Annotated in this window: 25 protein-coding genes; 2 read left to right on the forward strand and 23 right to left on the reverse strand. The window is 47.0% G+C overall.

Annotation, left to right across the window (positions count from 1 at the left end; translation table 11 throughout):
• Positions 1-48 precede the first annotated feature (48 nt).
• Both AC4EVX_RS05450 and AC4EVX_RS05455 read right to left on the reverse strand, forming a co-directional pair.
• Positions 49-264: a hypothetical protein gene (locus AC4EVX_RS05450; RefSeq protein WP_490159734.1), complete on the reverse strand. Its 216-nt coding sequence runs from the start codon at positions 262-264 to the stop codon at positions 49-51.
• Positions 231-980 carry an RNA ligase family protein gene (locus AC4EVX_RS05455; RefSeq protein WP_490159735.1) on the reverse strand — a complete coding sequence of 250 codons (750 nt, stop codon included), beginning with the start codon at positions 978-980 and terminating at the stop codon, positions 231-233. Before AC4EVX_RS05455 ends, AC4EVX_RS05450 begins: the two co-directional genes overlap by 34 nt.
• A gap of 224 nt (positions 981-1204) precedes the next feature.
• On the opposite strand from AC4EVX_RS05455, the gene AC4EVX_RS05460 reads away from it, so the two are divergent.
• Both AC4EVX_RS05460 and AC4EVX_RS05465 read left to right on the forward strand, forming a co-directional pair.
• Positions 1205-1789 (forward strand): TetR family transcriptional regulator, encoded by a 585-nt coding sequence (locus AC4EVX_RS05460; RefSeq protein WP_177977040.1) that lies wholly within the window; start codon positions 1205-1207, stop codon positions 1787-1789.
• 394 nt (positions 1790-2183) lie between these two features.
• Entirely contained in the window at positions 2184-3713 is a 1530-nt protein-coding gene (locus AC4EVX_RS05465) for a sodium/proline symporter (protein WP_490159736.1), read from the forward strand.
• Positions 3714-3784: 71 nt separating this feature from the next.
• On the opposite strand, the gene AC4EVX_RS05470 is transcribed toward AC4EVX_RS05465, so the two are convergent.
• From AC4EVX_RS05470 to AC4EVX_RS05570, 21 genes are all read right to left on the reverse strand, one after another.
• Positions 3785-4537 (reverse strand): hypothetical protein, encoded by a 753-nt coding sequence (locus tag AC4EVX_RS05470; protein ID WP_177977038.1) that lies wholly within the window; start codon positions 4535-4537, stop codon positions 3785-3787.
• Positions 4534-4713, reverse strand: a complete 180-nt coding sequence (locus AC4EVX_RS05475; protein ID WP_177977037.1) for a hypothetical protein — start codon at positions 4711-4713, stop codon at positions 4534-4536. The genes AC4EVX_RS05470 and AC4EVX_RS05475 overlap by 4 nt, the downstream gene beginning before the upstream one ends.
• Before the next feature lie 43 nt (positions 4714-4756).
• Positions 4757-5674 carry a TIGR02452 family protein gene (locus tag AC4EVX_RS05480; protein ID WP_177977036.1) on the reverse strand — a complete coding sequence of 306 codons (918 nt, stop codon included), beginning with the start codon at positions 5672-5674 and terminating at the stop codon, positions 4757-4759.
• Between the two features lie 445 nt (positions 5675-6119).
• On the reverse strand, positions 6120-7172 hold the full coding sequence (locus AC4EVX_RS05485; RefSeq protein ID WP_490159737.1) for a hypothetical protein: 1053 nt from the start codon (positions 7170-7172) through the stop codon (positions 6120-6122).
• A 161-nt stretch (positions 7173-7333) separates the two neighbouring features.
• A complete protein-coding gene (locus tag AC4EVX_RS05490; protein ID WP_177977034.1) occupies positions 7334-8221 on the reverse strand; it encodes a hypothetical protein in 888 nt (295 codons plus the stop codon).
• A gap of 177 nt (positions 8222-8398) precedes the next feature.
• The gene (locus AC4EVX_RS05495) at positions 8399-9643 is read right to left on the reverse strand and encodes a glutamate-5-semialdehyde dehydrogenase (RefSeq protein ID WP_490159748.1); all 1245 of its coding nucleotides are present in this window, start codon (positions 9641-9643) and stop codon (positions 8399-8401) included.
• 177 nt (positions 9644-9820) lie between these two features.
• Complete coding sequence (locus AC4EVX_RS05500) at positions 9821-10600, reverse strand: 5-formyltetrahydrofolate cyclo-ligase (RefSeq protein ID WP_490159738.1); 780 nt, start codon at positions 10598-10600, stop codon at positions 9821-9823.
• A 77-nt stretch (positions 10601-10677) separates the two neighbouring features.
• The gene (locus tag AC4EVX_RS05505; protein WP_177977032.1) at positions 10678-10905 is read right to left on the reverse strand and encodes a DUF896 domain-containing protein; all 228 of its coding nucleotides are present in this window, start codon (positions 10903-10905) and stop codon (positions 10678-10680) included.
• A 128-nt stretch (positions 10906-11033) separates the two neighbouring features.
• Complete coding sequence (proB, locus tag AC4EVX_RS05510; protein WP_490159739.1) at positions 11034-11930, reverse strand: glutamate 5-kinase; 897 nt, start codon at positions 11928-11930, stop codon at positions 11034-11036.
• A 227-nt stretch (positions 11931-12157) separates the two neighbouring features.
• Positions 12158-13756, reverse strand: coding sequence for an FAD-dependent protein (locus AC4EVX_RS05515; RefSeq protein ID WP_177977031.1), 1599 nt, complete (start codon positions 13754-13756; stop codon positions 12158-12160).
• A gap of 53 nt (positions 13757-13809) precedes the next feature.
• Positions 13810-15123: a BaiN/RdsA family NAD(P)/FAD-dependent oxidoreductase gene (locus AC4EVX_RS05520; RefSeq protein WP_490159740.1), complete on the reverse strand. Its 1314-nt coding sequence runs from the start codon at positions 15121-15123 to the stop codon at positions 13810-13812.
• A 104-nt stretch (positions 15124-15227) separates the two neighbouring features.
• Positions 15228-15806 carry a hypothetical protein gene (locus tag AC4EVX_RS05525; protein WP_490159741.1) on the reverse strand — a complete coding sequence of 193 codons (579 nt, stop codon included), beginning with the start codon at positions 15804-15806 and terminating at the stop codon, positions 15228-15230.
• 131 nt (positions 15807-15937) lie between these two features.
• Positions 15938-17092 (reverse strand): DUF3048 domain-containing protein, encoded by a 1155-nt coding sequence (locus AC4EVX_RS05530; RefSeq protein ID WP_177977029.1) that lies wholly within the window; start codon positions 17090-17092, stop codon positions 15938-15940.
• Positions 17093-17164: 72 nt separating this feature from the next.
• On the reverse strand, positions 17165-17662 hold the full coding sequence (gene ybeY / locus AC4EVX_RS05535; protein ID WP_490159742.1) for an rRNA maturation RNase YbeY: 498 nt from the start codon (positions 17660-17662) through the stop codon (positions 17165-17167).
• Between the two features lie 81 nt (positions 17663-17743).
• On the reverse strand, positions 17744-18796 hold the full coding sequence (locus AC4EVX_RS05540; protein WP_177977027.1) for a PhoH family protein: 1053 nt from the start codon (positions 18794-18796) through the stop codon (positions 17744-17746).
• A gap of 139 nt (positions 18797-18935) precedes the next feature.
• Complete coding sequence (locus AC4EVX_RS05545; RefSeq protein ID WP_490159743.1) at positions 18936-20177, reverse strand: sporulation protein YqfD; 1242 nt, start codon at positions 20175-20177, stop codon at positions 18936-18938.
• A gap of 93 nt (positions 20178-20270) precedes the next feature.
• The gene (locus tag AC4EVX_RS05550; RefSeq protein WP_490159744.1) at positions 20271-20693 is read right to left on the reverse strand and encodes a YabP/YqfC family sporulation protein; all 423 of its coding nucleotides are present in this window, start codon (positions 20691-20693) and stop codon (positions 20271-20273) included.
• An 82-nt stretch (positions 20694-20775) separates the two neighbouring features.
• Positions 20776-20952, reverse strand: coding sequence for a 30S ribosomal protein S21 (gene rpsU, locus AC4EVX_RS05555; RefSeq protein ID WP_005539624.1), 177 nt, complete (start codon positions 20950-20952; stop codon positions 20776-20778).
• A 139-nt stretch (positions 20953-21091) separates the two neighbouring features.
• The gene (gene alaS / locus AC4EVX_RS05560; protein WP_490159749.1) at positions 21092-23701 is read right to left on the reverse strand and encodes an alanine--tRNA ligase; all 2610 of its coding nucleotides are present in this window, start codon (positions 23699-23701) and stop codon (positions 21092-21094) included.
• 323 nt (positions 23702-24024) lie between these two features.
• Positions 24025-25392: a hypothetical protein gene (locus tag AC4EVX_RS05565; RefSeq protein ID WP_490159745.1), complete on the reverse strand. Its 1368-nt coding sequence runs from the start codon at positions 25390-25392 to the stop codon at positions 24025-24027.
• A 117-nt stretch (positions 25393-25509) separates the two neighbouring features.
• Positions 25510-25796 (reverse strand): aminoacyl--tRNA ligase-related protein (locus AC4EVX_RS05570; RefSeq protein ID WP_490159746.1); only part of this gene is annotated, 287 nt, incomplete at its 5' end.

Raw genomic sequence — 25796 nt, forward strand, 5'->3', positions numbered from 1 at the left:
TCTTTTTAATCGTAAATACCTTGTTCAATTTTTCACATTCTTACAAGTCTACTTGCGCGAAGCCTCGATCTCTCTGATCAGTTTCATCACTCTCTTCTGGCACAATTTTCCGAAATATTCCCTGCAGGAATTCACCAGCTCTGGCTCTTCCTTCACACAATCCTGATAAATTCGCATAGGCAGGTTCTTTGCAAGAATCTGAATGTTCTGTTTTACCTCTAAATCCGCAATCAGACCCTCATCGCGCATCTTATCTTCATCCACTCCTTCTCCACGCGTCGAGGCGTCACAATCTGCTCCACAATCGCCTGAGCTTTCCCAATCTCCGACCGTTTTTCAGGATCTTCGACCTGCTTTTTCTTCTTTCGGACTTCGGCAAAATTTTCACAGACTATCTTGATCACAGAGGGGTTCTCCCTGTCCTCCGCGCCTAACTTCGTCTGATTTTTCACAATAGCACCTTCTCCCTGATCGAGTGCAATCTCAGACTGTCCGACAAAGCTCCTACAATGCTCCCAGGAGACAAATGGTCCCTCATAAAATGTCTTCACATAAGTCAGGTTCTGTCTCTCACAAAACTCCCGCACCGCGGACTGTGGCAGATAAGTTCTCTTCTCGGTGTCGTAAATATCATACACATACCATTTGTTATACGCTTCCGGTCGATACTCCACTGCATGAGGAATCAACCATTCGCCAAAAATGGCATAGGATTCCGTCTCTCTGTACTCCTCTGCCGGAAGCGTCTGAACGTAGCTCCAGAATCCCTTAAGTGCCTTGTCGTCAAAGAGCTGCTGATTTCGTGAAAATACTGCCAGCTTTCCGGTCTCTCTATCGTAACGGATCGACACATTTGCTCCATCAACTTTCTCCTGAATCACAATGTGATCTCCAACTGAAAAACCGCCAATATTAGATGCTGTACCTTCATCCGCCTGTTCTCGGATTCTCTGAATATCCATAAAGTGTTTAATTTTCATAAACTTTCCTCCTTTTCCAGAAAAAAATAAATGGAAAACTTTTTCAGATACTAGTAGCTATTCTAGTCATCATATCTTTTCCAGCATTATGTTTACTTGACTCGCTCGATTTGCTATGTTACGATTGATAAAACTATAAAATAAATAATAAAAATCAACCTGAATCAATCATTACTAATAAATCTAAATCGTAATAATAAATAAAGGAATGAATAATCACTACTATGGCTAAAAAAAACACGCGAAATACGCGCGGTAAAATTGTCAGCGCAGCATGGAAACTCTTCTATGAACAGGGCTATGAGGATACTACTGTGGAGGAGATCATCGATCTCTCAAAAACCTCCAAAGGCTCTTTCTATCATTATTTTGACGGAAAAGATGCTCTTCTCTCTACACTCAGCACCATTTTTGATGAGAAATACGAAGAGTTAATGGAACAACTCACCGATGAGATGAGTGCGATGGATCAGCTTCTCTTTCTCAATCAGGAACTTTTTCGGATGATCGAAAACAGCATCTCCCTCGACCTGCTGACCCGCCTTTATTCCACTCAGCTCACAACAAATGGGGAGAAGCATCTGCTCGACCACAACCGAATCTACTACAAACTCTTGAGAAAAATCATTGCGAAAGGTCAGGATAACGGTCAGCTCAGTCATCGTTTAAACGTCAGCGAGATGGTAAAGCTCTATGCACTTGCTGAGCGGGCACTACTCTACGACTGGTGTCTCTGCTCTGGCGAATATTCTCTTGCAGAATACAGCCGTCAGGTCTTTCCGTCTTTCCTCAGCAGTTTTCTTCCGTGATTCTTGCATGTGTGATTCTTGCATGTGTGATTCAGGTGTTTTCTTTGAGTGAAGCTCTTTCCAGAAAAAAGCCGGGAAGGGCTTTTTTGTAATTTTCAAATATCTTCTATATTCGTAAGGATTGTTTACAAAAAAATGCATTTTTCTTTCTCGTAATATTTTTATTTATCGTCTAGTTGTTTTTCTATATAAAATATAGTGTTTTTAGATTTTTATCATTAAATCGTACAGTCTTTATTCTATACTTTATTCTGTATTGTGGTCTGCTTTACTGTATGCTATAATCGACCTCAACATTGCAGATCACAATAAATTGAATATTTCAATTATTTCAATTTATTTATATTATTCATAATTTTAAACGGATCTGCGGGAATGAGGAGGGAATGGCTTTATGATTTCAGGACAGATTGGAATTCTCATCTCCATTGTCGTCTATCTTGTCGCAATGGTGTATGTAGGATTTTATTTCAGTAAACAGGGAAGTGGAGATTCCACAGATGAGTTTTATCTCGGCGGTCGAAAACTCGGACCGTTCGTCACCGCAATGAGTGCAGAGGCTTCCGATATGAGTAGCTGGCTTCTCATGGGTCTTCCGGGTGTCGCCTACTTAACCGGAATTGCAGATGCCGGATGGACGGCAATCGGTCTCGGAGTCGGTACTTATTTGAACTGGCTCTTCGTTGCCAAGCGTCTGCGCCGTTACTCGATCGCATGCAATGCAATCACGATCCCGGATTTCTTTTCAAGAAGATTTCGCGATGATAAGAATATTTTGATGTGCATCTCCGCACTCACCATCCTTGTCTTCTTCATTCCGTACACCGCATCTGGATTCAAGGCTGTCGGAACACTGTTTTCGAGCCTCTATCAGGTAGACTACCATGTGGCAATGATCGTCGGAGCTGTTGTCATCGTCGGCTACACGGTTCTTGGCGGATTCCTCGCTGTATCCACGACCGACCTGATCCAGAGTATTGTTATGACGATCTCTCTGATTATCATCGTGTTTTATGGCATCCATCTCGCAGGTGGCTGGGATACCGTTGTGCAGAATGCTTCCTCCATGGCTGGTTATCTCTCGATGACGCAGATTCATGACCGTGCAACGAATTCAGCTTCGCCGTACAGTCTCCTCACAATCATCTCCACTCTTGCATGGGGACTTGGATATTTTGGAATGCCACACATTCTCCTGCGCTTCATGGCAATCGAGGAGGAAGAGAAACTGACTCTCTCCCGCCGTATCGCAAGCGTCTGGGTATTGATCTCAATGTGCGTGGCAATCCTGATCGGTATCATCGGCTACGGTGCTTCCGTCGCAGGTGCTGTTCCGCTGTTCACCCAGAGCTCTGAGTCTGAGACGATCATCATCCAGTTTGCAAACCTGCTGAGTCAGCACAATTTCCTGCTTTCTCTGATCGCAGGTGTCGTGCTCGCAGGAATTCTCGCCTGCACGATGTCGACCGCGGACTCCCAGCTTCTGACCGCTGCCTCCGGCATCTCTCAGAACTTCCTTCAGGATTTCTTGAAAATCAAGATGAGTGCAAAGACTTCTATGCTCTGCGCCCGTCTGACAATCATCGGCATTGCACTGGTCGCAGTCTTCCTCGCATGGGACCCGAACAGCTCTGTATTTGCGATCGTATCGTTTGCATGGGCAGGCTTCGGCGCTTCGTTTGGTCCGCTCGTCCTCTTCTCTCTGTTCTGGAGACGGACAAACTTAAGTGGTGCACTCGCAGGCATGATCGCCGGTGGCGTCATGGTCTTCGTCTGGAAGTACCTTGTCCGCCCGATGGGAGGCGTCTTAAACATTTACGAACTGCTTCCGGCTTTCCTGATCTCCTCCCTCGCGATCGTCGTGGTCTCCCTCCTGACTGCACCGCCGTCAAAGGAGATCTGTGACGAATTTGATTCCATTTAATTCAGATTAATTCAAAATTTATTTTCAGAGCGCGCCATAGTCAGGCACGCTCTGTTTTTTGTCCTGCTTAATTATCTTTTCATTTTCGCATCTTCAATTGGCAATAACCAGCTCCAAGGAAAATCCGAAACAAATTCTGTCTCCTGTGCAAAAGGTCTTTCCTGATTTGCACGTTCCTGTTTATGCCGTTCTCTCATATATGCTTTGACATACTCCGTCTCTACGTCTTTTTTTGCCTTCTTTCTCGCTTCCACGTTGCATTCCACTTCCTGAATGTTTCGTTTAATCTCCTCAATACGTCTCTCATGCTCTCGGATCTTGGCGCGTTCCATCTCCAATTTCTCTTTCCACTCATCCACCTGAGCTTCTACATCCTCTTTCTTTTCAATGATCATCCCGATATTAAAATTAATGAACTCTGTTTTGAGAACGCTAAAATCAAGTCTCCACATTCCATTTTCCTGATTCACAGAAAGATTCTGGACTTTCTTCTGCACACTTGAAGTCCTTGCAAGTTCCTCAAACTTCTCAAAAAACTGCTCGGCATCATGTGCATCATATTTCATGATTTTGACAAGCTCATCCTGATCCATTGCATTTTTTCTGTATGCCAAATATAAGAGTGCAATCCAATATTCTGCCTGCATCTCCATATATTTCTCTGTGAAAGCATCAACCTGATCTTCTCCTGTAATAAATTTCATCTTCGCTATATAGCGCCCCGACTTCCTATACCGTTCTTTTACATCCTGATAAAAGGTTGCGAACTCTGACTTTTTCTCCCACTCTGACTCATCCTTTTCATCAAAAAACATATCTCTCATTTTTCTTTGCTCCTCTCCGTAAAGTCAATTCTTTGTTTTTTATCTTTTGTTTTTCCTCTCTTTCTGCTCCTATTATACAAAGTTTCTTTCATCCATATTTTCCAGAAAAAAATTCTGGAAAGGAAAAGAGTTTGCAGAGCAACATTTTCAACATCTTCTGCAAACCCTTTTTCCATACTTAGACTCTATTTTCCCACCGTTCCTCTATCCGTTAATTTTCTAATCCTCCTCCGAAAGAAACGCTCTCGCAGAATCAAACATCTTTTCGCGCCGAAATTTCTTATATTCCCGCTGAAAAACAGCATAATTATTTCCGGTCGGATTCTTTTTCTGGTCACGCTTAGAGCAATAAACGGCAAACTCGATTGCCTTAAAATCATACCGATATTCCTGAACCACCTCATAGTAGGCTCTTGCCACAACCTCCGGAGAATTCCGAAATGCCCCACAACCAAACGCACCGAGAATCAAGACATCCGCTTTTTCCACCTTTGCAATCTCAAACAAACGCTTTGCACGCTTTTTGTGAATTGCGAACAGTTCGTCGTCTGTCAAAGTCAACAGTTTTGACAGCTCCGGATTCCAGATATTTGACGGATTTGGGCGCAGATTTGGTGCCGGAAGTGTGATCACATCGAGCTTCATCCACTGATCTCTCGGCAAAAGCAACATCCGATTATCATCCTTAAAAACCATCACTCCCGGCGTATAGATGGCATCGTCATTGTAAGACGCATTTACGGTTCCATCCCTCAACATTCTGCGATGTCTCTCATGAAAAACATTCCGCATTTTTTTATCGGAAAGCAATGGATACAAGGTTGAAACCAGGTAGAGCGACTCCTCCTGCGCACTCGATCCCTTTGTGACGCCTCCGCCCGGGTTCGTAAACGAGGCAAAGTTGTGGACACAAACCTTTTCTCCGCGATATTTCATTGCAGATTCAAAAGATTTCTCCCCACTCACCCGCACAACCGCCTTTTTCTGAAAACGAGGCTCTGATGCCACTTCTACTTTTTCATTCTCATAAATAATCTTCTGATTCTTTAACGATTCCTGTATCAACTCTGCAAAAAACGGCTTCTCAAAATACTGACAGGTGTCCTGAAAGACAGCGATATTCTCTTCTCTACTCATATTCTTTTCTCCTGATTGTTTTTTGTTTATACTTATGTCTTTGTTTATCTCTTTGTGTGAATCCAATTATTTTATGGATGGTTTCCTTTTTTTCGAGAACTGGAATCGAACCAGTGACAAACAGCAAATCAAAAATCAAAGCGATCATTCTCTCACGTGCTTTTCAACCAAGTTGTTTTCTTCTGTTGATGGTCTTATTATACTTCACTTTTTCCCACGGTTTTTCCAGAAAAAAATTCTGGAAAGGACTTTTTCATTTCCAACCGCTATGTTTTTACTGATGAATTTTCGTTTTTATTTACAGAGGATATCCTGCGATATGCTAGAATCTATTTACGACTAGACATAAAATCAACCAAAAATCAAATATCTCAGAAGGGGATTGTCTCCTCTCCTGAGATATCTTGCGATCCCCACCTATTGAGGAGGGGATATACACTCTGAGTTATAAGTCATACGGTGAACCCGGAATCTCATATTTCCGAAACATCTCCTGTCCAAACTCTGGATCAGTACAAGCTCGATTATACAGGTCACTTTCTCCGTTCAGCTTCATTTTAAAGTAAAGCAGTCGATAAGCTTTTAAAGTTGTTGCCATATTTTTTTCAGAAAACGGATCTTTATCTTCCGAAAGTGCTTCCTCCTCCTCAAGATCCCAGATTGCAATTTTTTCCTCAAACCATTCCTGCCATTTTTCTAACAGATCTTCTTCGAGAGGCCAATAATAAACTGCATCTGATACCGCCGATGTAATCTGATCGCGCATCTCCTCTTCCCAATCCTCCAACTCTTCTTCCCGAGATTCGTCAACCTGAACTTCTACCTGAAGAGAATCTTGTTCCTTCAATCCCAGTTCCTGAATGAGATCATACGGCAATCTCAAAAAAACCTGATAAATGCCATCTCCCTCATCTCGAAAAAGCATGCACTGATCCTGCAATTCCATCTCACTCTGATACTTTTCTTCGGAAAGTATTTCTTCCAGACATTTTCTTAATTTTGTCTCTCCTCGGAGATTCATCAAATTTGTGAATTCCACAAAATCAGAAAAGAAATCTGCTTGATCGCCAACAAAAGGTTCTTCATACACCTTCGTTCCCTCCGTTGTTTTTTTGTTTTTCTGATTATTCAAAAGTGCTTTATCTCGCTCGCAATCGAGAAAATCTTCGATTGTGTAACGGGGCATTTTTATGCCCGAGCGATATTCCTTGTGCTCCATTAAATAGTTGATATACAATACAAAACCATCCAATGTCTTCTGCGCCATATTTCCATTCTTTCTCACTAAATCAAACCCTGAATGCTCGAGCGGAATAAAATATTTCTCCGTGTTGTTTTTATCGACAACCGCTCCACCCTTTCGTATTGTTTCGGTTGTCCCTCGCCGTACAAAATGCCAGCTATAAGATGGACCAGTGCTCAACAACATTTGTTCTATCTTATCTACATCCACAGCCCTTTTTGTATTTGGTGAAATTGTTCTTTCTACCTTTTTCATCTTATTCTCCCCTTTACTCACAGAAATTACAACATGATTTCTCATTGATATAAGAATCGGCTTTTATCTTAATTATAGCAGACTATTTTTTCTTTTCAATCCAACTGTAAGTTTAATGTCCTCATTTAAGCAATTTCTTCACTTCTTTATAAAAATGCTTGTCAGCGCCTTTCCTTCCATGCATGCTCCGGCACTTTTTCTAATTCTTCATCTGAATTCAAGCCGTACGCCTCAATGCACCTTCTCAAATATGCCTCATTTACCTGCGTGATCCCATGCTTCATATAATAATCTGGTTCAAATCGTTCCGGATTCTGCCCGTATTTCTCATCGTATTCCTGATATTTTGCCAGTGTATCCTGTTTATTTAAGATCTCAATGCACTTGTCATGAACATAGATTCCCAGGACAACCGCATCCTCAAACTTTTCATCCGGTGACCATGGTTCTTCATCCCAGTCGGTTACCGCAATGACCAGATCAAGATACGGAAATGCCCTTAATTTGAAGAACCACTCCTCGCAAAATTCTTCCATGGTCGGATACTTCTGGGTGATCGCATTACATCCGATTTTTCCATCCACATGAATCCATCCATACCCATCCGGATAATGATTTCTCATAATCAGCCAGTTGTTGAAATTACAGTCATGAATAAAATCTTTATGATATCCAATTTCATCTATATAAATACTAAAAAAGCTATCGGTCCGACGAATGATCTCAAATGCCTGCTCTTTCGTGACCGAACGACCTCTCATCCGATAATAGGGGCGTCGTATATAAGAAAGACTTTTTAAAATAGCCTTATTCTTATTCAAATCAGTCACCAAAATCTCATACTCCGCATATCGGTCAAAATCCTCTTTTGAAAGAAAATAAGTATTGCGTCCCTGATCTACGATCTCTTTAAACTGATCCGACAAATCATAATTGGAGTCAAAATAAACATTTCCGTACTCATCTTTATAATAACAAACCTCACACAGATAACCGAAAGACGTGCTATCCACGCTTCTCAAGTACGCAAGGCACTCAAAAATATTCATGCATTTGCTCCCTTCTCATTTGTTTCTTATTTGCTCCTCATTTGTTGGCTACATTGTATCACATTTTTTCGCCTCCCATTTTCCAGAATTTTTTCTGGAAATAAAAATAGCCCGACATCCATAAAAATAGATATCGAGCTATATAGAATTTATATCTTTACCTATGTGATTCCCTGATTATCGAACCTGACCATTACCGTAAATGATGTATTTCGTGGTCGTCAGTGCCTCAAGTCCCATCGGACCTCTCGCGTGGAGTTTCTGGGTGCTGATTCCGATCTCAGCGCCGAAACCGAATTCATTTCCATCGGTAAATCGCGTGGACGCATTTACATAGACCGCTGCCGCATCCACCTCATTTAAGAAACGCTGAGCGTTCTCATAGTCATTTGTGATGATCGCCTCGGAATGACCCGTGTTGTAGCGGTTGATATGGGCGATTGCCTGATCAAGATTATCCACAATCCGTAGAGAGAGGATGTAATCGAGATACTCGGTTCCCCAGTCGCTCTCATTTGCTCTTGTAAACTCCGGAATGATCTCACACGCGCACTCATCCGCACGCACTTCCACCTGCTTTTCTTCCATCAGTCTCTGCTTCAGGAGCGGGAGGAAATCTTTTGCGATCGCACGATGCACAATCAGAGATTCGCACGCGTTGCAGACACTCACGCGCTGAGTCTTCGCATTGATGATGATGTTGATCGCCATCTCAAAATCTGCGCTCTCGTCAACATAGATATGGCAGTTTCCAGTTCCTGTCTCAATCACCGGAACTGTGCTGTTCTCAACAACCGCACGGATCAGTCCCGCTCCTCCACGTGGAATCAACACATCGACATATCCATTCATCCGCATAAATTGTTTCGTCGTCTCACGATCCGTCGACGTGATCAGCTGAACCGCATTCTCGCAGAATCCACCTTTCTTCAGACCATCGCGAAGAGCAGAGACAATCGCCTGATTCGAGCAGATTGCATCGCTTCCTCCCTTTAAGATCACGGCATTTCCGGTCTTAAAGCACAGACCAAACGCATCAGAGGTCACATTCGGACGCGCCTCATAGATAATTCCCACAACGCCGAGAGGAACCCGCTTCTTGCCAATCAGAAGCCCATTTGGACGCGGCTTCATCGAAGTCACCTCACCGACCGGATCGGCGAGTCCTGCAACCTGTCTGAGTCCGTCTGCCATTCCCTCTAAACGGGTATGATCAAGTCTGAGTCTGTCGATCATGGACGGGCTCATTCCGTTTTTCTTTGCATTTTCGATGTCCTGCGCATTTGCAGTGAGAATCTCATCTTCATGATCGAGAAGAGACTGTGCGGTGAGCAAAAGTCCCTGATTCTTCTCTGTGATTCCCATCCGATTCATATATCCAGACGCCTCTTTTGCCTGTCGTCCGATTGTAAGCAGATCCATATTTAAATCCATAAGCGCTTCCTCCCGTCTAAATTCAAAATAAACCTAGTTAACAAATCCATTTCGTGACCTCAATTAATGAACTGTGGTAACTGTTCAGTAGGTCTGCGCATTCACTGCGCTGACCGTACAAAAACATGGGCTTGCAGGCAAAAATCCCATTGCCGAAGGCAATTTTCAATGGATTTTTGCTCGTAACTGTGAAGGTACTGAACAGTTACGAACCGTGATAATCTCCTCATCCGTCACAAGCTGATCCACGCGCACATCCCACGGCTGGGACGGCAGATCTCTCACCACCTGAAATCCATAGGCGATTGCGACTTTTCGGTGAAGTGGTTCTGCCTCAAAGAAACGGTCATAGAATCCGCCTCCATATCCGAGGCGTTTCCCATCTTTTGTAAACGCAAGTCCCGGCGTGATCACAACCGCCCGCGGGCTCTGTGCCGGAAGGCAATGTTCAGCTGGCTCTAAAATCCCCATATATCCCTCTGTGAGATCTTTGCGCCCCGATACCAGATAAAACTTCATCTCGTTTCCCTCAACTCGCGGAAGCGCAGTCGGGATTTTTCGTTTCCACAGAGCTTCCAGAAGCAAAAACGTGTTTGCCTCCGTTCCAAAAGATGCATATGCATAGACCATCACATCCGAGTGATCCGGAAAATTCAGTACTGCCAGAAGATTTTCCGTGATCGCCCGATCTTTTGCCTTGCGCTCAGCCTCAGACAATTCTGCCCTCTGGTGTTTCATCTCCTTGCGAATCTGGCGTCTCTGCTCCTGCATCATCCGGAGCTCTTCTTCGTTTCCCGAAGTCCTCTGATTTTTCTGGTTTTTCTGATCTTTCTGATCTTTCTGATCGCGCCCCGTCTTTTGATCCATTGTGCTTTGATCTACACCGAGCTTCTGATCTGTTTTCCGATTGTTCTCTTTCTCCCGATCGATCTCTTTTTCGTCCATATGTGTCTCAGCCACCTTTTTATTCGATCTTACACGCTAAATTCAAGTCGACGCTCGCAGAGCGTATAACTCAGAATTTATGACTTCTGCTCGCTCACACCACCATACTTCTTGCCGAGATCTGTGATGCTTCCGTCTTTCTCCTTGATCGAGATGTTATTTAAGTTTGCGCGCATGCTTCCGCGAATCGCCTCAATGTACTCTTTTCTGAGTGCAGTCTGCTCTGCCTTCTCCTCATCGGTCAGTCCTACTGCCTGAGATTTGTGATATAATTCATTGATTCTGTCAATCTTGCTCTGATCCATTGTTTCTTCCTCCAATTTTTTATCTTCTCAAATTTTAATGTTAATTTTGCTGATTCTGCTAATTTTACTGATTTTCTCTTTTCAGCGTCCTGCCTTTTTATCGTTTGCCTTTTCTTTCCCTTAATACTTTAATACTTGGAATTCATGTAATCCATCAAATCAAAATCCAGATTCGGATGAGCGAGGAAGAGACTTCCCCGAGATTCGCCGTTTACAATATCATGGATCACCATGACATCGGATGCATTTGCGATCACCATGTCACAGCCGGAATCCGTTGCAATCCGCGCTGCGACGAGCTTTGCAGTCATTCCACCTGTTCCGACATCGCTTCCGGAAGAATCTTTTCCCATTCCCATAAGTTCTTCATTGATCTCCGGAATGAAGCTGACAAACTTCGCATCCGGATTCTTGCGCGGGTCATCCGTGTAAAGTCCATCAATATCAGACAACAGAATCAACAGATCAGCGCCGATCAGTGCCGAAACGACAGCTGACAGACGGTCGTTATCACCGAACTGAATCTCATGGGTGGAAACGGTATCGTTCTCATTTACGATCGGAACTGCCCCGAGATTTAAGAGCTCATCAAACGTGTTCTGTGCATTGTAGCGGGAGACATCGTTTGTCATCGTATCCTTCGTCATCAGAACCTGCGCCGCAATCGAATTATACTCTGAGAACAGTCTCTGATAAACCATCATCAGCCGGGCCTGTCCAACCGCTGCATACGCCTGCTTCTCCGAGATCGTCGTCGGACGCTTCTGACCGCCGAGAGCCTGACGTCCCGCTGCAATCGCTCCGGACGAAACCAGAACCACATCGCGTCCTTCTCCCTTTAAGTCACAGATGATTCTCACAAGTTTCTCAATCTTATACAGATTCAGTTCTCCGGTCTCCGGATGCGTGAGCGAGGAAGAACCGATCTTGATTACAATTCGCTTCTTTCCCTTCAATTTCTCTCTCATCTGACGTTCTGACTCAGTCATCTCCGTCATCTGTCCCAGATTTATCTTCTGCGTCATTCTGCTCTCCTCCTATCTCCTGCCTTTTCCTTTTTGCCTCTTGCCCCTCATCGTACTTATATCATCGTTCTTGTTATCGTTCTTGTCGTCGTTCTTATTATCGTACCTGTTGTTCTTACTGTCATTCTTGCACTTTGTTCAATGTCTGTCCGATGTCCGCTTTTTCAATCTTCTTTTGTCACTGTCGTTACAGTCTGCGCAGCGCATGAACCGCAACACGTTATCGCTTACCCGGCAGAAAACCGGTGCGCAATTGCCTCTGCGACCTTGACACCGTCCATTCCCGCAGACGTGATGCCTCCGGCATATCCGGCGCCCTCTCCACATGGGTAGAGACCGGAAATCTCACTCTCAAATTTCTCATTTCGATGAATACGCACCGGCGAGGAGGTACGGCTCTCAATTCCTGCAAAGACCGCATCCGGCATATCAAAGCCGTGAATCATGTGTCCAAAGCGCTCCATTGCCTCAAGAAGCGCCTGATTGAGTGCCTCCGGCATAATTGCCCGCACATCTGCAAAAGCCCACTGACCGCGCATTGCGGGTGTCACACGACCGGTCTTCTCTGAGAGACGGTTTTCCCTGAAATCTTCATAGAGCTGAACCGGAATCTTTCCTCCCGCGCTCTCAAAGGCTCTGCGCTCAAGCTCTCTCTGGAATGCAACTCCGCCGAGCGGACTCTGATCCGGATAATCCTCCGGTCCGACGGTCACAATCAGCGCACTGTTTGCATTCTCTCCCGCACGATCATGGTAACTCATTCCGTTGACCGCAAGCCGGCTTGATTCTGAGGAGGCATTGACGACATATCCGCCCGGGCACATGCAAAACGAGTACACGCCCCGCCCGCTCGTCGTCTGCGCAGTCACCTTGTAGCTTGCCGGACCGAGGTTTCCGGCCTCCTTGCGCCCGTACTGAGACTCATTGATCACGGACTGCGGATGCTGGATTCTAAGTCCGACTGCAAAGGATTTTGCCTCCATCGGAATTCCGGTCTGATAAAGCATCTCAAACGTGTCGCGCGCACTGTGACCGATTGCAAGCACAACCGCCTTTGTCTCGATCGTTTTTCCGTCTGCGGTCTGAACTCCGCACACAGCCCCGTCCTTCACAAGAAGTCCTGTCATCTGACACCTAAAATGCACCTCTCCGCCGAGGCGAATGATCTCCTCGCGCATCCGCTTCACAATCCCTGATAAAACATCTGTTCCGATATGCGGTTTCTGCTCATACAGAATCGCCGGATCTGCACCAAACTCACAGAAAATCTTGAGCACGAGATGATTGCGCCCTGAGGAATCCTTCACGAGCGTGTTGAGTTTTCCGTCCGAAAATGTCCCGGCTCCACCCTCTCCAAACTGTACGTTGGAGGATGGATCGAGAACTCCGGTTTCCCAGAATTTCTCTACTTTTTCCTGACGCGCATCCACATCGTCTCCGCGCTCAAGAATCACCGGCTTATAGCCTGCACGCGCAAGCATCAGCCCACAGAAAAGTCCTGCCGGACCGGCTCCGATAATCACCGGGCGACCGCCAAGCGACTCGTCTCCGGACTGCGGAAACTCATAGGGCTTTTCCTTGCTGATACTCACCTGATTGCTCTTTGCCTTATGTACAAGGTTCTCCTCGCGCTTTCCCGGTGCCACCTGCACGTCCACCGTGTAACTGTAAAACAGCTCCGGCTTTTTTCTCGCGTCAAGCGACTGACGACAGATCACAACCTTCTCGATCTCCTCCGGCACAATCCGAAGCAGTTTTGCCGCCTTCTTTTTCAAGGCTTCCGGACTGTGCTCGACCGGAAGTTTTAACTGTGTAATTCGTATCATAATCTTGTTTTCTCTTCTTCTCTTTCTCTCTTCTTCTCTCTGAACGAATAAGTCTATTTTTTATTTTTAACCGGACCCGTCTTCTCGCATCTTGGCATACTTTCCTCCTCCCGACCAGCACAGCGACCGGCGATTGCTCCCGTCGCCCACGCCCACTGAAGATTGTAACCGCCACAGATTCCGTCCACATCCAGGAGTTCTCCGATGAGGTAGAGTCCCGGCACAAGTTTCGACTCGAGTGTCTCCGCATGGACCTCCCTCGTATCGACTCCGCCGCAGCAGATCTGTGCCTGCTCAAATGCATTCGCCGCCGTCACCGGCACTTCAAACTCCTTGAGCAGATGACCGAGACGCTCAAGCTGGGCACTCCTGATCTGCGAAACCAAAAGATCTGCCGGAATTCCGGCAAGCTTTAAAATCACGGTCCCGAGCTTTTTGTTCAACAACCCGGTCAGATAGTCTTCCGCCTTCCGGTAAGAAAGAAGTTTTGCACGATTTCTCAAAAACGGCAAAATCTCCTTCATGCTCTTTGACGGTAAAAAATCCAGAACCGCGGTGACCTTTTCCTTCTGATCGAGTGCAACGGATGCATACCGACTGACCTGAAACGTCGGAATTCCGGAGATTCCATAATCCGTCAGCTGAATCTCGCCCTGATCTGCAGCGAGGACCCGTCCCTGACTGTTCTTAATCCGCAGAACCGCATCACAGCGCACCCCCGCGAGCTGTTTAAAGAACTTTCCCTCACAGCGCAGTTGAACGAGGGCTGGAAGAGGTTTGATAATATGATGACCGAAGGATTTTGCAAGCGTATACCCGCTCCCGTCCGACCCGCTCACCGGCATCGCCCTGGAACCCGTTGCCAGAATCAACCGATCTGCCTGAAATGTCCCGACATCCGTCTTCGCCTCAAACTGTCTGCGCCCTTTCGCGCGAAGCCCCTGGATCTGACAATTTGTAACCACACGCACGCCGAGATGTTCAATCTCCATCCGCAGAGCATCCAGAACCGAGGATGCCTGATCGGAATTCGGATAAATATATCCGTTTCGATTTTTCGTCTCAATTCCAAGCTCATCGAAGAACGTCAGCGTGTCCCAGACGGAAAAGCGATCCAGCACCTTCATCGGAAACTGCTTCTGGCTGCTGCGATAACACTCCGGGCGCATCGTCAGATTCGTCATATTACAGCGACCGTTTCCAGTGGAGAGAATCTTCTTGCCCACCCGATCCATATGCTCCAAAATCGTCACAGATGCGCCTTCACGGGCACAGCAGATTCCCGCCATCAGCCCGGAAGCTCCGCCTCCGACAATCAATACCTGTCTCTTCACACTTTTTCCTCCGTCTCTCATGCCCAGTCTCATTCCAACAGACCTTCTGCCCATCTGAAAAATCTTTCTGGCATTTTCTCTCTGCTATTGTATCCAGTTTATGCGCTGTTTTCAAGCCTTTTTTACAGCACGCTTTTTTAACTTGTGCAGGATTCCAGATAATTGAAGACCTCAAGCATCGAAGAAAACCAGATTCCCTCGCGAAGTCTCTCCTGCTCGGAAACCGAAAAATCCATCAATGGCATATGGGTATACAGACAGATCGTTTTCCTGTCTTTCAGAAATACAAGCAAAAAACCATCCTCTGCGACGAGATAATACGACTGCTCTGCCTCACTGTTTTCTGCACTCTGTCTTCTCTGTCCCGCATTTGTCCGATTCACCCCCGCAGAATCCTCTATCGCCATTCCGACAGATCCAACCTCTCTCTGGTTTGTCGCCTCATGATCCTCCGGCAGAGTCTCCGGAAGCGACTGTGTATCCACCGGTCTATCTGCCTGCCCATTGTCCTGTCCATCCTGGCTGTTTTTTGGGAGCTTCTGACCCGCGTTTTCTTCCGAGTTCCGCTCTGAGTTCTGGTTTGAGTTCTGCTCTGCCTCCAGCCTTGTCCTCTCCAAAGCCATTCCTCTCTGTCTTCCAACTGCATATCCAAGCGCACTGCTGACAAAAACTCCGACAACAAAAATGAAAAATAAGCAGATTCTATACTTTTTCATGGGAAATCCCTCCATAAGTACAGTATCTGCTTATTTCTGTGTTTTATCCGTTCTTTCTCGATCTTTCCGACGTTCCCGACATTCCTGACATTCTCGGCTATTCCAGTCCTTTCCGCCTTTCCGCTTCCATCTTACTCAATCTTTGCAGGTTTCATGTCATTTGCAGTTGCAATACAAATCCATGTCTTTCCGGGATTTAAGACGATCTCCTCCCCACTTGCATCATAGTAGTGCGTGACTCCATACTCACCATCCTTCTTCCAGGTGATGTCTTCGACCTGTCCGTTTGTGATGAAATATCCCCACGAGCTCTCATGCACATTGATGTTGCGGTACTCGGTCTTTGCGTAATACCCGGCAGAACAGTACTGAATGATGATATTTTTCACCGCAATCTGTCCCTCATCGCCCTTGTGCGGACCACCATACTGATAGCGATAATAGAGACCGTCATCCGGATGATACTCAAACCACGGATTGTTCAGCGGATAACCGGGTGTGACCTTGTTTGCCGGTCGTGCATCTGCTCCATTCATTCCCGCAGGCTGTCCCTCCGGTGCAAAGCGGAAATGTCCCTCATAGGAGGAATCATACTCCTGCGAATAGCCCAGTTTACTGATTGTCTTCTGGATACCTGCAAAGCTCGCATAGGCATTGTGCGGGGCTTTGCGGTCTTTCGACCGGAAATAAGCAGTCTCTCCAATTCCATCGATTCCGTTGATGTTGTCGATTGCGGACAGATACGGCTTTGCAAAGGTGCTCTGCCCGTAGTGCGCATAAATCGCATCAAACTCCCGCGCAAAATACACATAGTAGGTTCGGCAGCTTCGCACCGAACCGATTCTTGTCAGATCATCGTAATTTTCCATGATCGCCAGATAGCGGTTCATATTTCCCTCAACCGGAGCCTCATAGACCACTCCCGCACGGTTAATTCCATACTGTGGAAGTGCCGTCTTGTCGTTGCTCATCATGATCGCAAGCGGACGGCGGTTTCCCTGAGCGACCGGCACCATCTCGCCGGTCAGATAACTCTGAATCATCCCGTTTACTTCTACGCGCTCAGCCGGGACTCCCATCGGCTCAGAGACCGCTTCAGATTCCTCCGTCTCCGGCTCCTCGGTCACTTCCTCGGTCTCAATCACAAGCTCCCGTTCGGTCTCACTCTTCTCCTCTTGCAGATACTGCGGACCTGATGCCTGTTTTGCGCATCCCGATAACGTCAATATTATTCCCACTGTCAACACAGCAATCAGATTCTTCTTGTAACCCCGTTTTTTTCTCATTCAGTCGCCTTCCCCTCTCACTGCCTGTCGATCTGTTCCCCAAAAGCGAAGTCGTTTCTTATTTTTTGCGGATCAGCGAGTATATCCTGCCCCCTCAAGGATCTCTCTCTGCTTCGTCTCCATGATCACTCTCTCTTCATCGACCATGTGATCGTATCCGCACAGGTGCAGCATGCTGTGTGCAATCAGAAATGCCAGCTCACGTTCTCTCGAGTGACCGTACTTCTCCGCCTGCTCAATCACTTTCTCAACAGAGATGATGATATCCCCCAATATCAACTCTCCGCTCTCCGGGTTAAAATAGTCCTCCACAGAATCCTCCACATGGCTGAAATCGGATTCCTTCTCGTACTCAATCATCGGAAACGAGAGCACATCCGTCGGCGCGTCGATCTTGCGATACTCGCGGTTGATCTCCTGAATCGCATCATTGTCCGTCAAAATAACATTGACTTCCGCCTCATAAGGACACTCCTCATAGTCAAGTGCTGCCGGAATGATCTCATGAATGATCTTTTCATAATCCACGCCAATCTCTTTGTCGGTCTCATACTCAATCTGAATTGTCATAATCTACCCCTTTTTCTTTCTTCTTTTTTTCTCTTTTCTTTAAAATAAATCGTATTCACTCTTGTCTCAATTGCCCTGAGCCTACTTGCGATCCCGAATCTTTCCCTTGACGGTTGCCTTGACTGCAACCTTTTTCCGACGGTCTTTCGTCAGAAGCACATCTTTCTTCGGCGCATTCGCCTTCTTCTCATACTCATCGTATGCCTGAACAATCTTCTGCACAAGCGGATGACGCACGACATCACTGCTCGTCAGCATGCAGAAACCGATGTCATCAATCTTGCGAAGCACCTTGAGCGCCATATCAAGACCCGATGTTGTTCCGCTCGGAAGATCTTTCTGCGTCTGATCACCAGTCACAATCACCTTTGAACCAAAACCGATTCGCGTCAGGAACATCTTCATCTGAGCCGGTGTCGTATTCTGCGCCTCATCGAGAATGATATACGCATTGTCGAGGGTACGTCCTCTCATGTACGCAAGCGGAGCAACCTCAATCAGTCCCTTCTCGGAGTTGTGCAGATAGCTTTCCGCTCCCATGATCTGATACAGTGCATCGTAGAGCGGGCGCAGATAGGGATCGATCTTGCTCTGAAGATCACCAGGCAGGAAACCAAGTTTCTCTCCCGCCTCAATCGCCGGACGCGTCAGGATGATCCGGTTGACCTCTCCATTCTTAAATGCCTGAATCGCCATTGCCATCGCAAGGTACGTCTTTCCGGTACCTGCCGGTCCGATGCCAAAGACAATCATCTTTTTGCGGATCGTATCCACATAGTTCTTCTGACCCATCGTCTTTGGCTTTACCGGGCGTCCATTGATCGTCCGGCAGATGATATCCTTGTCGATCTCAAGGATTGCTCCGTCTGATTCCGTAAAGGATAACGAAAGCGCGTAATCCACGTTTTGTTCTGTGATCGTATTTCCTCTCTTGGAAAGCTCTGCGAGGTTGTTAAACACGCTCTTCGCTTTCTTGATCATGTCCTCCGGTCCGATCAGCTTGATCACGCCATCTCTTGCGACAATCGTCACATGAAGTGTTCTCTCGATCTTCTTTAAATAGCTGTCAAACTGTCCGCAAATATTTTTTTCATGTTCGGTTGGAATCTCAATTACTGTCTCTATTACACTCATTCAGCCCTGTTTCGCTCCTCTTTCTATTGCTTTGACGTTCTGCCTCTCATCGAATTTCCTTCGATTCTGACCTTGATCTTCATTCTTATTTTTCTTCCTTCTTATTGCGCTTCCCTCTCATCGATCTTAATTTTCATCTTCATTCTGATCTTGACTCTGACTCAGATTCTGATTTTAATTCTTGATCTGGCTGGATCATCCGCTCTGTTCCGACCGGTTCTTCCACCTCCAGCTCTCCGCAAATCAGATAGCAGGACGTTTTCTCTTGTATTTTAACATTATTTTCAAAAATTTGTACCCCTTTTTTCGTAAAATTTTGAATTTTCTTTCGATTGATCTGATTTTTCAGTTCTTCCACCTCATTCTGCGTGCGGTTTCTTTCATAGGAGACATACTCCCTCGCAAGAATTCGATCCACGACAACCGGAAGATAAAAATCCCCGATGAGTGCAAGTTGCTCCGAATCTTCCTGAAACTCCCACTCGCCATGAAATGACGGAAGCATCCACATAAACGAAATCCCGGCGATCCGAAGGCGAATCCCTTTCCGCTCATGACCCGTAAACGCATACGCCCTCGTCGTCTTTTCAACCGTTTCCTCCCAGCTCTCGTGCGTCCGAACACGGATATCCGCATCGGCATGCACGAAATGATAGCCGGAAATCTCCCCATTGTCATTGAAAATCGGGATTCGTCCGCTCACAACCACCTGATCGGCCTTGATCTCATCGCCCGCGCACACCTGTGCCCTTCCATTTCGCACAAGGATGCTCGTCACAATCCCACCCTTTTCTGCGCTTAAGTCGCACGGCTCCGGGTTCTCCTCAATCTGCACCCTTGCTCCCTCATTTTCCTTGATACGGATCAGAAGCCTTGTTCCAGAGACTCGTGCTGACACCCAGATGATCTCCGGATAAGACTCCCTGATCGATTCCTCAAGACCGGAACAGTCGATTCTCGCCCTCGGCATTCCGCATGAAATCCCGATTGAATTCAAATAGTGAAGCAGGGTATCGTCAGTGAAGCGCAGATTTCCCTCAAGAGAGATATTCCAGACAAATTGGGACATCAGAAACAGAATCAGAAAAAACGCACTCAGCCCTGCCACATAGAGCTTTCGCCTGCGATTCCTGTATAAAAAAAAAGGAAGACCTCTTCTTCCCTTTATCAACAGACGCACTCCCGCCTTGCGCGCCAGTGGACGCATCCGGCGAAACTCGCCAATCCCTGTCCAAAACTCAAACTGACACTCTCCGAGACTGCAAATGTTCCAGATCTCAATCTCCTTCGTCATGCACAGATTCAGAAACCGCTCGCTCTCCAGCCCGCGCATTCTCACAAGAAGACAGCCCTCTGCCAGATGCTTAAACCTCTCCCTCATCCGCATTCCTCCTGCCCTGACTAAGATTCCGACCAAGATCTGACTCTAATTTTAATTCTAATCCCTATTCCTGTCCTTAACCTTCTAACATTTTTAACCCTCGAACTCCATACATCCAATCTGCCCGGAGATATGCATCTGCTCGTTCGTATAATAATCAATCCGAAGGTTCTTTCCACGGATCACAATCCGGCAGTTTCGTGCAGAGAGTTTCACAAGCTCCCGCTCATAGAGCAGAATTCCACGATAATTTTCCACGGTCACTCCGTTTCTTCCGACAAAGGAGATCAGTGCGTCACCGAGAATCACATCCCTTGGAAGCCTCAAATCCCCGGCAAGCTCCCGGACGGATGTCTCTCGGAGACTTCGACTTTCTGTGCCAACGGACTGCGCCACGACTTCCGGTTCTGCACGTTTTTCTAATCGATTTTCCGATCGCCCTCTCGATCGCTCCCTGATCTGATCCGCGCTCCGACTTGCCGTTGATCCCACCTCACGTTCCGACTTTCTGCTCATCCCGACCCACACGATTCTTCTGCATTTCTTATTTTATTGTACGAAAAAATCCCCAGCCTTATGACTGGGGATCTCGGAACATTTAGTTGAATTTACGCTTTCTTGCAGCTTCAGACTTCTTTTTGCGTCTTACGCTTGGCTTTTCGTAATGCTCTCTCTTACGAATCTCCTGCTGAATACCAGCCTTTGCGCAGTTTCTCTTGAATCTGCGTAAAGCACTGTCCAGACTCTCGTTCTCTTTAACGATAACGTTTGACATAGCTCACACCTAACCTCCCTCCAGTTGTGTACTTGTGCATAATACAACTGTTTGGGTATTTATAGCACTGGAATGATTATAGCACAAATTCACCATTCGTCAACAGTTTTTTTAATTTTTTTCAAAATTTTTTATTGTGTTACTTCAACTGCTCGCCTGCTACCTCGTAAGCCTTCTTCAGAGCCTCGTCCACGCCTGCCGGATTCTTTCCGCCTGCCTGAGCCATGCCCGGACGGCCACCACCGCCACCGCCTACAAGTCCTGCAATACCCTTGATCAGGTTGCCTGCGTGAGCACCCTTCTTCTGAGCATCATCGGAAGCAGAAGCCATCAGGTTTACCTTGCCATCCATCACGGAAGCAAGAACGATCACGCCACCGCCGAGCTTATCTTTAAGCTGGTCGCCGAGATTTCTCAAACCGTTCATGTCCACATCTGCAACCTTGGTTGCGAGAACCTTCACGCCGTTGATCTCCTGAACCTGGCTCATGACATCGCCGAGGGAGTCACTTGCGAGTTTGCTCTTTAACTTCTCGTTTTCAGCATGAAGGGCTTTGATCTCCTCCATCATTGCCTCGATACGGGTCTTTAACTCTGCCGGAGTCGTCTTAGCGGTCTTTGCAGCCTCCTTTAACTCCTCTTCCTGCTTCTCGTAGTGAGCCAGCAGACCTTCGCCGGTCAGTGCCTCGATACGACGCACACCTGCTGCGATACCTGCCTCTGAGAGGATCTTGAATGCCTGAATCTGACCAGTACTGTCAACGTGAGTACCACCACAAAGCTCGGTAGAGAAATCGCCCATCTTAACCACACGAACCTTCTCGCCATACTTCTCGCCAAACAGTGCCATAGCGCCCGTTTTCTTTGCCTCATCCAGACTCATCTCCTCGGTCACAACCTTGAGATTCTCACGGATCTCCTCATTGACGATCTGCTCAACCTTCTTTAACTCCTCCGGAGTCATAGCGGAGAAATGAGTAAAGTCGAAACGCAGACGATCCGGAGTTACGAGAGAACCTGCCTGCTCAACATGCTCGCCCAGAACAAGACGCAGAGCCTTCTGAAGCAGATGGGTTGCACTGTGATTCTTCTCACAGCCACCACGCTTCTCAGCGTCAACCTTCATCGTAACAGTCTCACCAACGGAGAGCATTCCGCCTACCATATGGCCGACATGACCAATCTTGCTTCCCTGAAGATGAATCGTATCCTCAACGATGAAGCGTCCGCCGTCTGCGCCAACGATCTCACCGACATCGCCGGTCTGACCACCCATTGTTCCGTAGAACGGGGTCTCCTCGACAAGAATCGTTCCCTTCTGTCCATCGGTCAGAGCCTCAACGATCTCATCCTCAGTCGTCAGAACGGTGATCTTGGAATCACGGGTCAGTCTGTCATAGCCGACAAACTTGGACTCTACATCAGCCGGAATCGACTGGTATACAGTTACATCTGCGCCCATGTAGTTCGTGGTCTTTCTTGCCTTTCTTGCCTTCTCACGCTGGTCGTTCATTGCCTTCTGGAAACCATCGTTGTCAACGGTCATTCCCTTCTCCTCGAGGATCTCGATCGTCAGATCCAGCGGGAATCCGTAGGTATCGTAGAGCTTGAATGCATTCTCTCCGGAAAGAACGGTCTCTCCGTTTGCGCTCATCTCTGCTTCCATATCTGCAAGGATTGCAAGACCCTGATCGATCGTCTTGTTGAACTTGTCCTCTTCCTCTGCAAGAACCTTAAGGATCATAGCCTTCTTCTCCTCAAGCTCCGGATAACCGTCCTTGGACAGTTCAATCACGGTCTTGGACAGCTCCGGCATAAATCCACCCGGAATACCGAGCAGTCTGCCATGACGGGCAGCACGGCGCAGAAGACGACGAAGAACGTATCCACGACCCTCGTTGGACGGCATGATGCCATCGGAAATCATGAAGGTGCAGGACTTCACATGGTCTGCAATGATACGCAGAGATACATCGGTCTTGTGATCCTCGAGATACTTCACATGTGCCATCTCGCAGACTTCATCGAGCAGAGCCTTGTTCGTGTCGACGCTGAACAGAGAATCGACATCCTGAACAACCACTGCCAGACGCTCCAGACCCATACCGGTATCGATGTTCTTCTGGATCAGATCGGTGTAATGACCATGTCCATCGTTGTTAAACTGGCTGAATACGTTGTTCCACACCTCGATGTAACGGTCACACTCACAACCTACGGTACATCCCGGCTTTCCACAGCCATATTTTTCTCCACGGTCATAGTAGATCTCAGAACACGGACCGCACGGACCTGCGCCATGCTCCCAGAAGTTGTCCTCTCTTCCGAAGCGGAAAATGCGCTCCGGTGCAATGCCGATCTCCTCATTCCAGATCTTGAATGCCTCATCATCATCCTGATAGATGGACGGATACAGGCGGTTCGGATCAAGACCAACGACCTCAGTCAAAAACTCCCACGACCAGTGAATCGCCTCGTCCTTGAAATAATCGCCAAAGGAGAAATTACCAAGCATCTCGAAGAAGGTGCCGTGACGAGCGGTCTTTCCGATATTCTCGATATCACCGGTACGAATACACTTCTGACAGGTGCAGACACGTCTGCGTGGCGGAATCTCCTGACCTGTAAAATAGGGCTTTAAAGGAGCCATACCGGAATTGATCAGCAACAGGCTGTTATCATTATGCGGTACAAGCGAAAAGCTCTTCATTGCAAGGTGTCCCTTGCTCTCGAAAAATTCGAGAAACATCTTTCTTAACTCATTTACTCCATATTTTTTCACTTTACTGCTTCCTCCGTAATCATCAGATTGCTTCATCCGTTTATATTATCATAGGAAATAACAAATGTAAAGTCTCGCAAAATAAAAAAGAATGTGCCCTGGCACATTCTCGCGCCGAGGCGCGGTTGCTTCAGCAACCATCTTCTCCTGCGCCGAGTGCGCATCCCTGCGGAGCGTTTTTTGTATGATAGGACGCAATTTCCTATCATACAAAAAAGGGGAGCCAACAAGCTGCTGTCTCCCCTAAATTTTTATTTGTGCGGACTCTTGCCAGATTCCTACTGGTATTTCTACTGGTAATCGTCACCCTTTAAATAGTTGTAGAAAGCGGTGTTGACATAGCGCTCCTGCGGGGTTACCTCCACTCCGCTGTCGCCTGCGAACTCCTTGAACTTTTCTACGGTCTCATCTTTGTTTTCCGGAAGTGCGAACGGATGAATCGAGTAGATGCCATCGCTTACAACACAGTCATAGATCTGATGATAGTCATCAGAAGACATATCGGTTCTCGTCGTGCTGTAAAGCGGCTGCCACCAGGATGCATAGATCAGCCCCTTTGCTTCCTCGTTGCCCTCGTTCTTCTTTGCATAGGCATTGATCACATCGTTGAAACGCTTGAGGTCTGCGGTTGTGTTAAACTCAAGTTTCATATCGTACTCAACTGCATAAACGAGATACAGATCATCGTCAAACTGCTTTACCTCGTAAGTTGGGGTAGCCTCTGGAATCGGACCCCACTCAAGCAGATACTGATAGATACTGATCTTCGGCTCAAGCTGTACCTTTGCGTCAATGTTCTCGCTGTTGAGCAGACCGATCAGCTGATGAGCATGCTTGATATCAGAATGACCATACTGAAGAGTCAGATCAGAGAGGAAACGAGCATCATAAGCAGCAGATTTGATTCCGTAACCGGTCGTCACCTGCTGTTGAACGGAATTCTTTCCGATCTCTGCGAGCTTGTCATCGTCAAAGATGATGAAGGAGTTCCACATCTGATCAATCTTTCCGTAGATATCCGTATCGCTTGCCATGCCAAGATAGTTGCGTCCGTCACCGTTTACGTCGATGATTCTCATCAGAAGGGACTCTGCCTGTTCCTGAGTCATCGCCTCTTTCTTCACAGCGCTCTGTCCTTCCTCGTCTGAGATCAGATCGGTATCCAGTGCACAGGCAAGATAAGCCGCATACTCCTCATCAACGTCATCCTTGATGCCGTGAACGGCAAGGCGCTCCTTTACCTTGTCAGCCGGATAGCTCAGTGCAAGCTCCTCATAGTCTGCTGCGCCGACAGCTGCCTTGACTGCACTCAGGAGATTTAAATCTCCCTCGACAGCAGGTGCCTCATCGCCGGCAATGGTCTTGAGTGCCTCGTTGAATGCAGTCGCATCCGGACCATCCTTTGAAATCTCCACTCCATAGTACTCTTTCAGCCATGCGGAATCCGTCGCCTCGGACTTCGTCTCTGCCTTCTCTTCTTTTGCAGTCTCCGTCGTCTCCTCAGCTTTTGCACTCTCTGACTCCGCAACCGTTGTCTCGGCTGCGCTCTCTGCTGTCGTAGCCGTCGTCGATGCCGTGTTGTTTGCACAACCACCGATCACAAGGACGGACATACCCACTGCTGCCATCTGAGTCAGTTTCTGAATGGATTTTCTCATCGTCTTCCTCTCCTCTTCTTCCTTTTCTTTAGATTTGTAGTGTCTTTATCATGCACAAAAAGGGCAGAGTCACCCATTCCTATCGGATCACTCTGTCCTCTCTGTTATGATTCCCTTTTATTTGTGCTTCGGAACAAGAACCTCGATTCCACCCATGTACGGCTGAAGAACCTTCGGTACCTTTACGCTTCCGTCTGCCTGAAGATTGTTCTCCAGGAATGCAATCAGCATACGCGGCGGAGCAACTACGGTATTGTTCAGGGTATGAGCGAAGTAACGACCATTCTCACCCTCGATACGGATCTTTAAGCGGCGAGCCTGTGCATCGCCCAGATTCGAGCAGGAACCAACCTCAAAGTACTTCTTCTGACGCGGGGACCATGCCTCTACGTCGCAGGATTTTA

It is taken from the genome of Brotaphodocola sp. (assembly GCF_983179755.1).

Coding starts and splice junctions, on each gene's coding strand:
- AC4EVX_RS05470 (WP_177977038.1), bottom strand. CDS start 4,537: ATGAGAGATATGTTTTTTGATGAAAAGGATGAGTCAGAGTGGGAGAAA.
- AC4EVX_RS05550 (WP_490159744.1), bottom strand. CDS start 20,693: ATGAGCAGAAAGTCGGAACGTGAGGTGGGATCAACGGCAAGTCGGAGC.
- AC4EVX_RS05475 (WP_177977037.1), bottom strand. CDS start 4,713: ATGGAAAAAGGGTTTGCAGAAGATGTTGAAAATGTTGCTCTGCAAACT.
- AC4EVX_RS05515 (WP_177977031.1), bottom strand. CDS start 13,756: ATGATACGAATTACACAGTTAAAACTTCCGGTCGAGCACAGTCCGGAA.
- AC4EVX_RS05485 (WP_490159737.1), bottom strand. CDS start 7,172: ATGAAAAAGGTAGAAAGAACAATTTCACCAAATACAAAAAGGGCTGTG.
- AC4EVX_RS05525 (WP_490159741.1), bottom strand. CDS start 15,806: ATGAAAAAGTATAGAATCTGCTTATTTTTCATTTTTGTTGTCGGAGTT.
- AC4EVX_RS05460 (WP_177977040.1), top strand. CDS start 1,205: ATGGCTAAAAAAAACACGCGAAATACGCGCGGTAAAATTGTCAGCGCA.
- AC4EVX_RS05505 (WP_177977032.1), bottom strand. CDS start 10,905: ATGGATCAGAGCAAGATTGACAGAATCAATGAATTATATCACAAATCT.
- AC4EVX_RS05565 (WP_490159745.1), bottom strand. CDS start 25,392: ATGAGAAAATCCATTCAGAAACTGACTCAGATGGCAGCAGTGGGTATG.
- AC4EVX_RS05540 (WP_177977027.1), bottom strand. CDS start 18,796: ATGAGTGTAATAGAGACAGTAATTGAGATTCCAACCGAACATGAAAAA.
- ybeY (WP_490159742.1), bottom strand. CDS start 17,662: ATGACAATTCAGATTGAGTATGAGACCGACAAAGAGATTGGCGTGGAT.
- AC4EVX_RS05480 (WP_177977036.1), bottom strand. CDS start 5,674: ATGAGTAGAGAAGAGAATATCGCTGTCTTTCAGGACACCTGTCAGTAT.
- proB (WP_490159739.1), bottom strand. CDS start 11,930: ATGACGCAGAAGATAAATCTGGGACAGATGACGGAGATGACTGAGTCA.
- AC4EVX_RS05545 (WP_490159743.1), bottom strand. CDS start 20,177: ATGAGGGAGAGGTTTAAGCATCTGGCAGAGGGCTGTCTTCTTGTGAGA.
- AC4EVX_RS05520 (WP_490159740.1), bottom strand. CDS start 15,123: ATGAGACTGGGCATGAGAGACGGAGGAAAAAGTGTGAAGAGACAGGTA.
- AC4EVX_RS05500 (WP_490159738.1), bottom strand. CDS start 10,600: ATGGACGAAAAAGAGATCGATCGGGAGAAAGAGAACAATCGGAAAACA.
- rpsU (WP_005539624.1), bottom strand. CDS start 20,952: ATGTCAAACGTTATCGTTAAAGAGAACGAGAGTCTGGACAGTGCTTTA.
- AC4EVX_RS05455 (WP_490159735.1), bottom strand. CDS start 980: ATGAAAATTAAACACTTTATGGATATTCAGAGAATCCGAGAACAGGCG.
- alaS (WP_490159749.1), bottom strand. CDS start 23,701: ATGTTTCTCGAATTTTTCGAGAGCAAGGGACACCTTGCAATGAAGAGC.
- AC4EVX_RS05465 (WP_490159736.1), top strand. CDS start 2,184: ATGATTTCAGGACAGATTGGAATTCTCATCTCCATTGTCGTCTATCTT.
- AC4EVX_RS05490 (WP_177977034.1), bottom strand. CDS start 8,221: ATGAATATTTTTGAGTGCCTTGCGTACTTGAGAAGCGTGGATAGCACG.
- AC4EVX_RS05530 (WP_177977029.1), bottom strand. CDS start 17,092: ATGAGAAAAAAACGGGGTTACAAGAAGAATCTGATTGCTGTGTTGACA.
- AC4EVX_RS05495 (WP_490159748.1), bottom strand. CDS start 9,643: ATGGATCTGCTTACAATCGGACGACAGGCAAAAGAGGCGTCTGGATAT.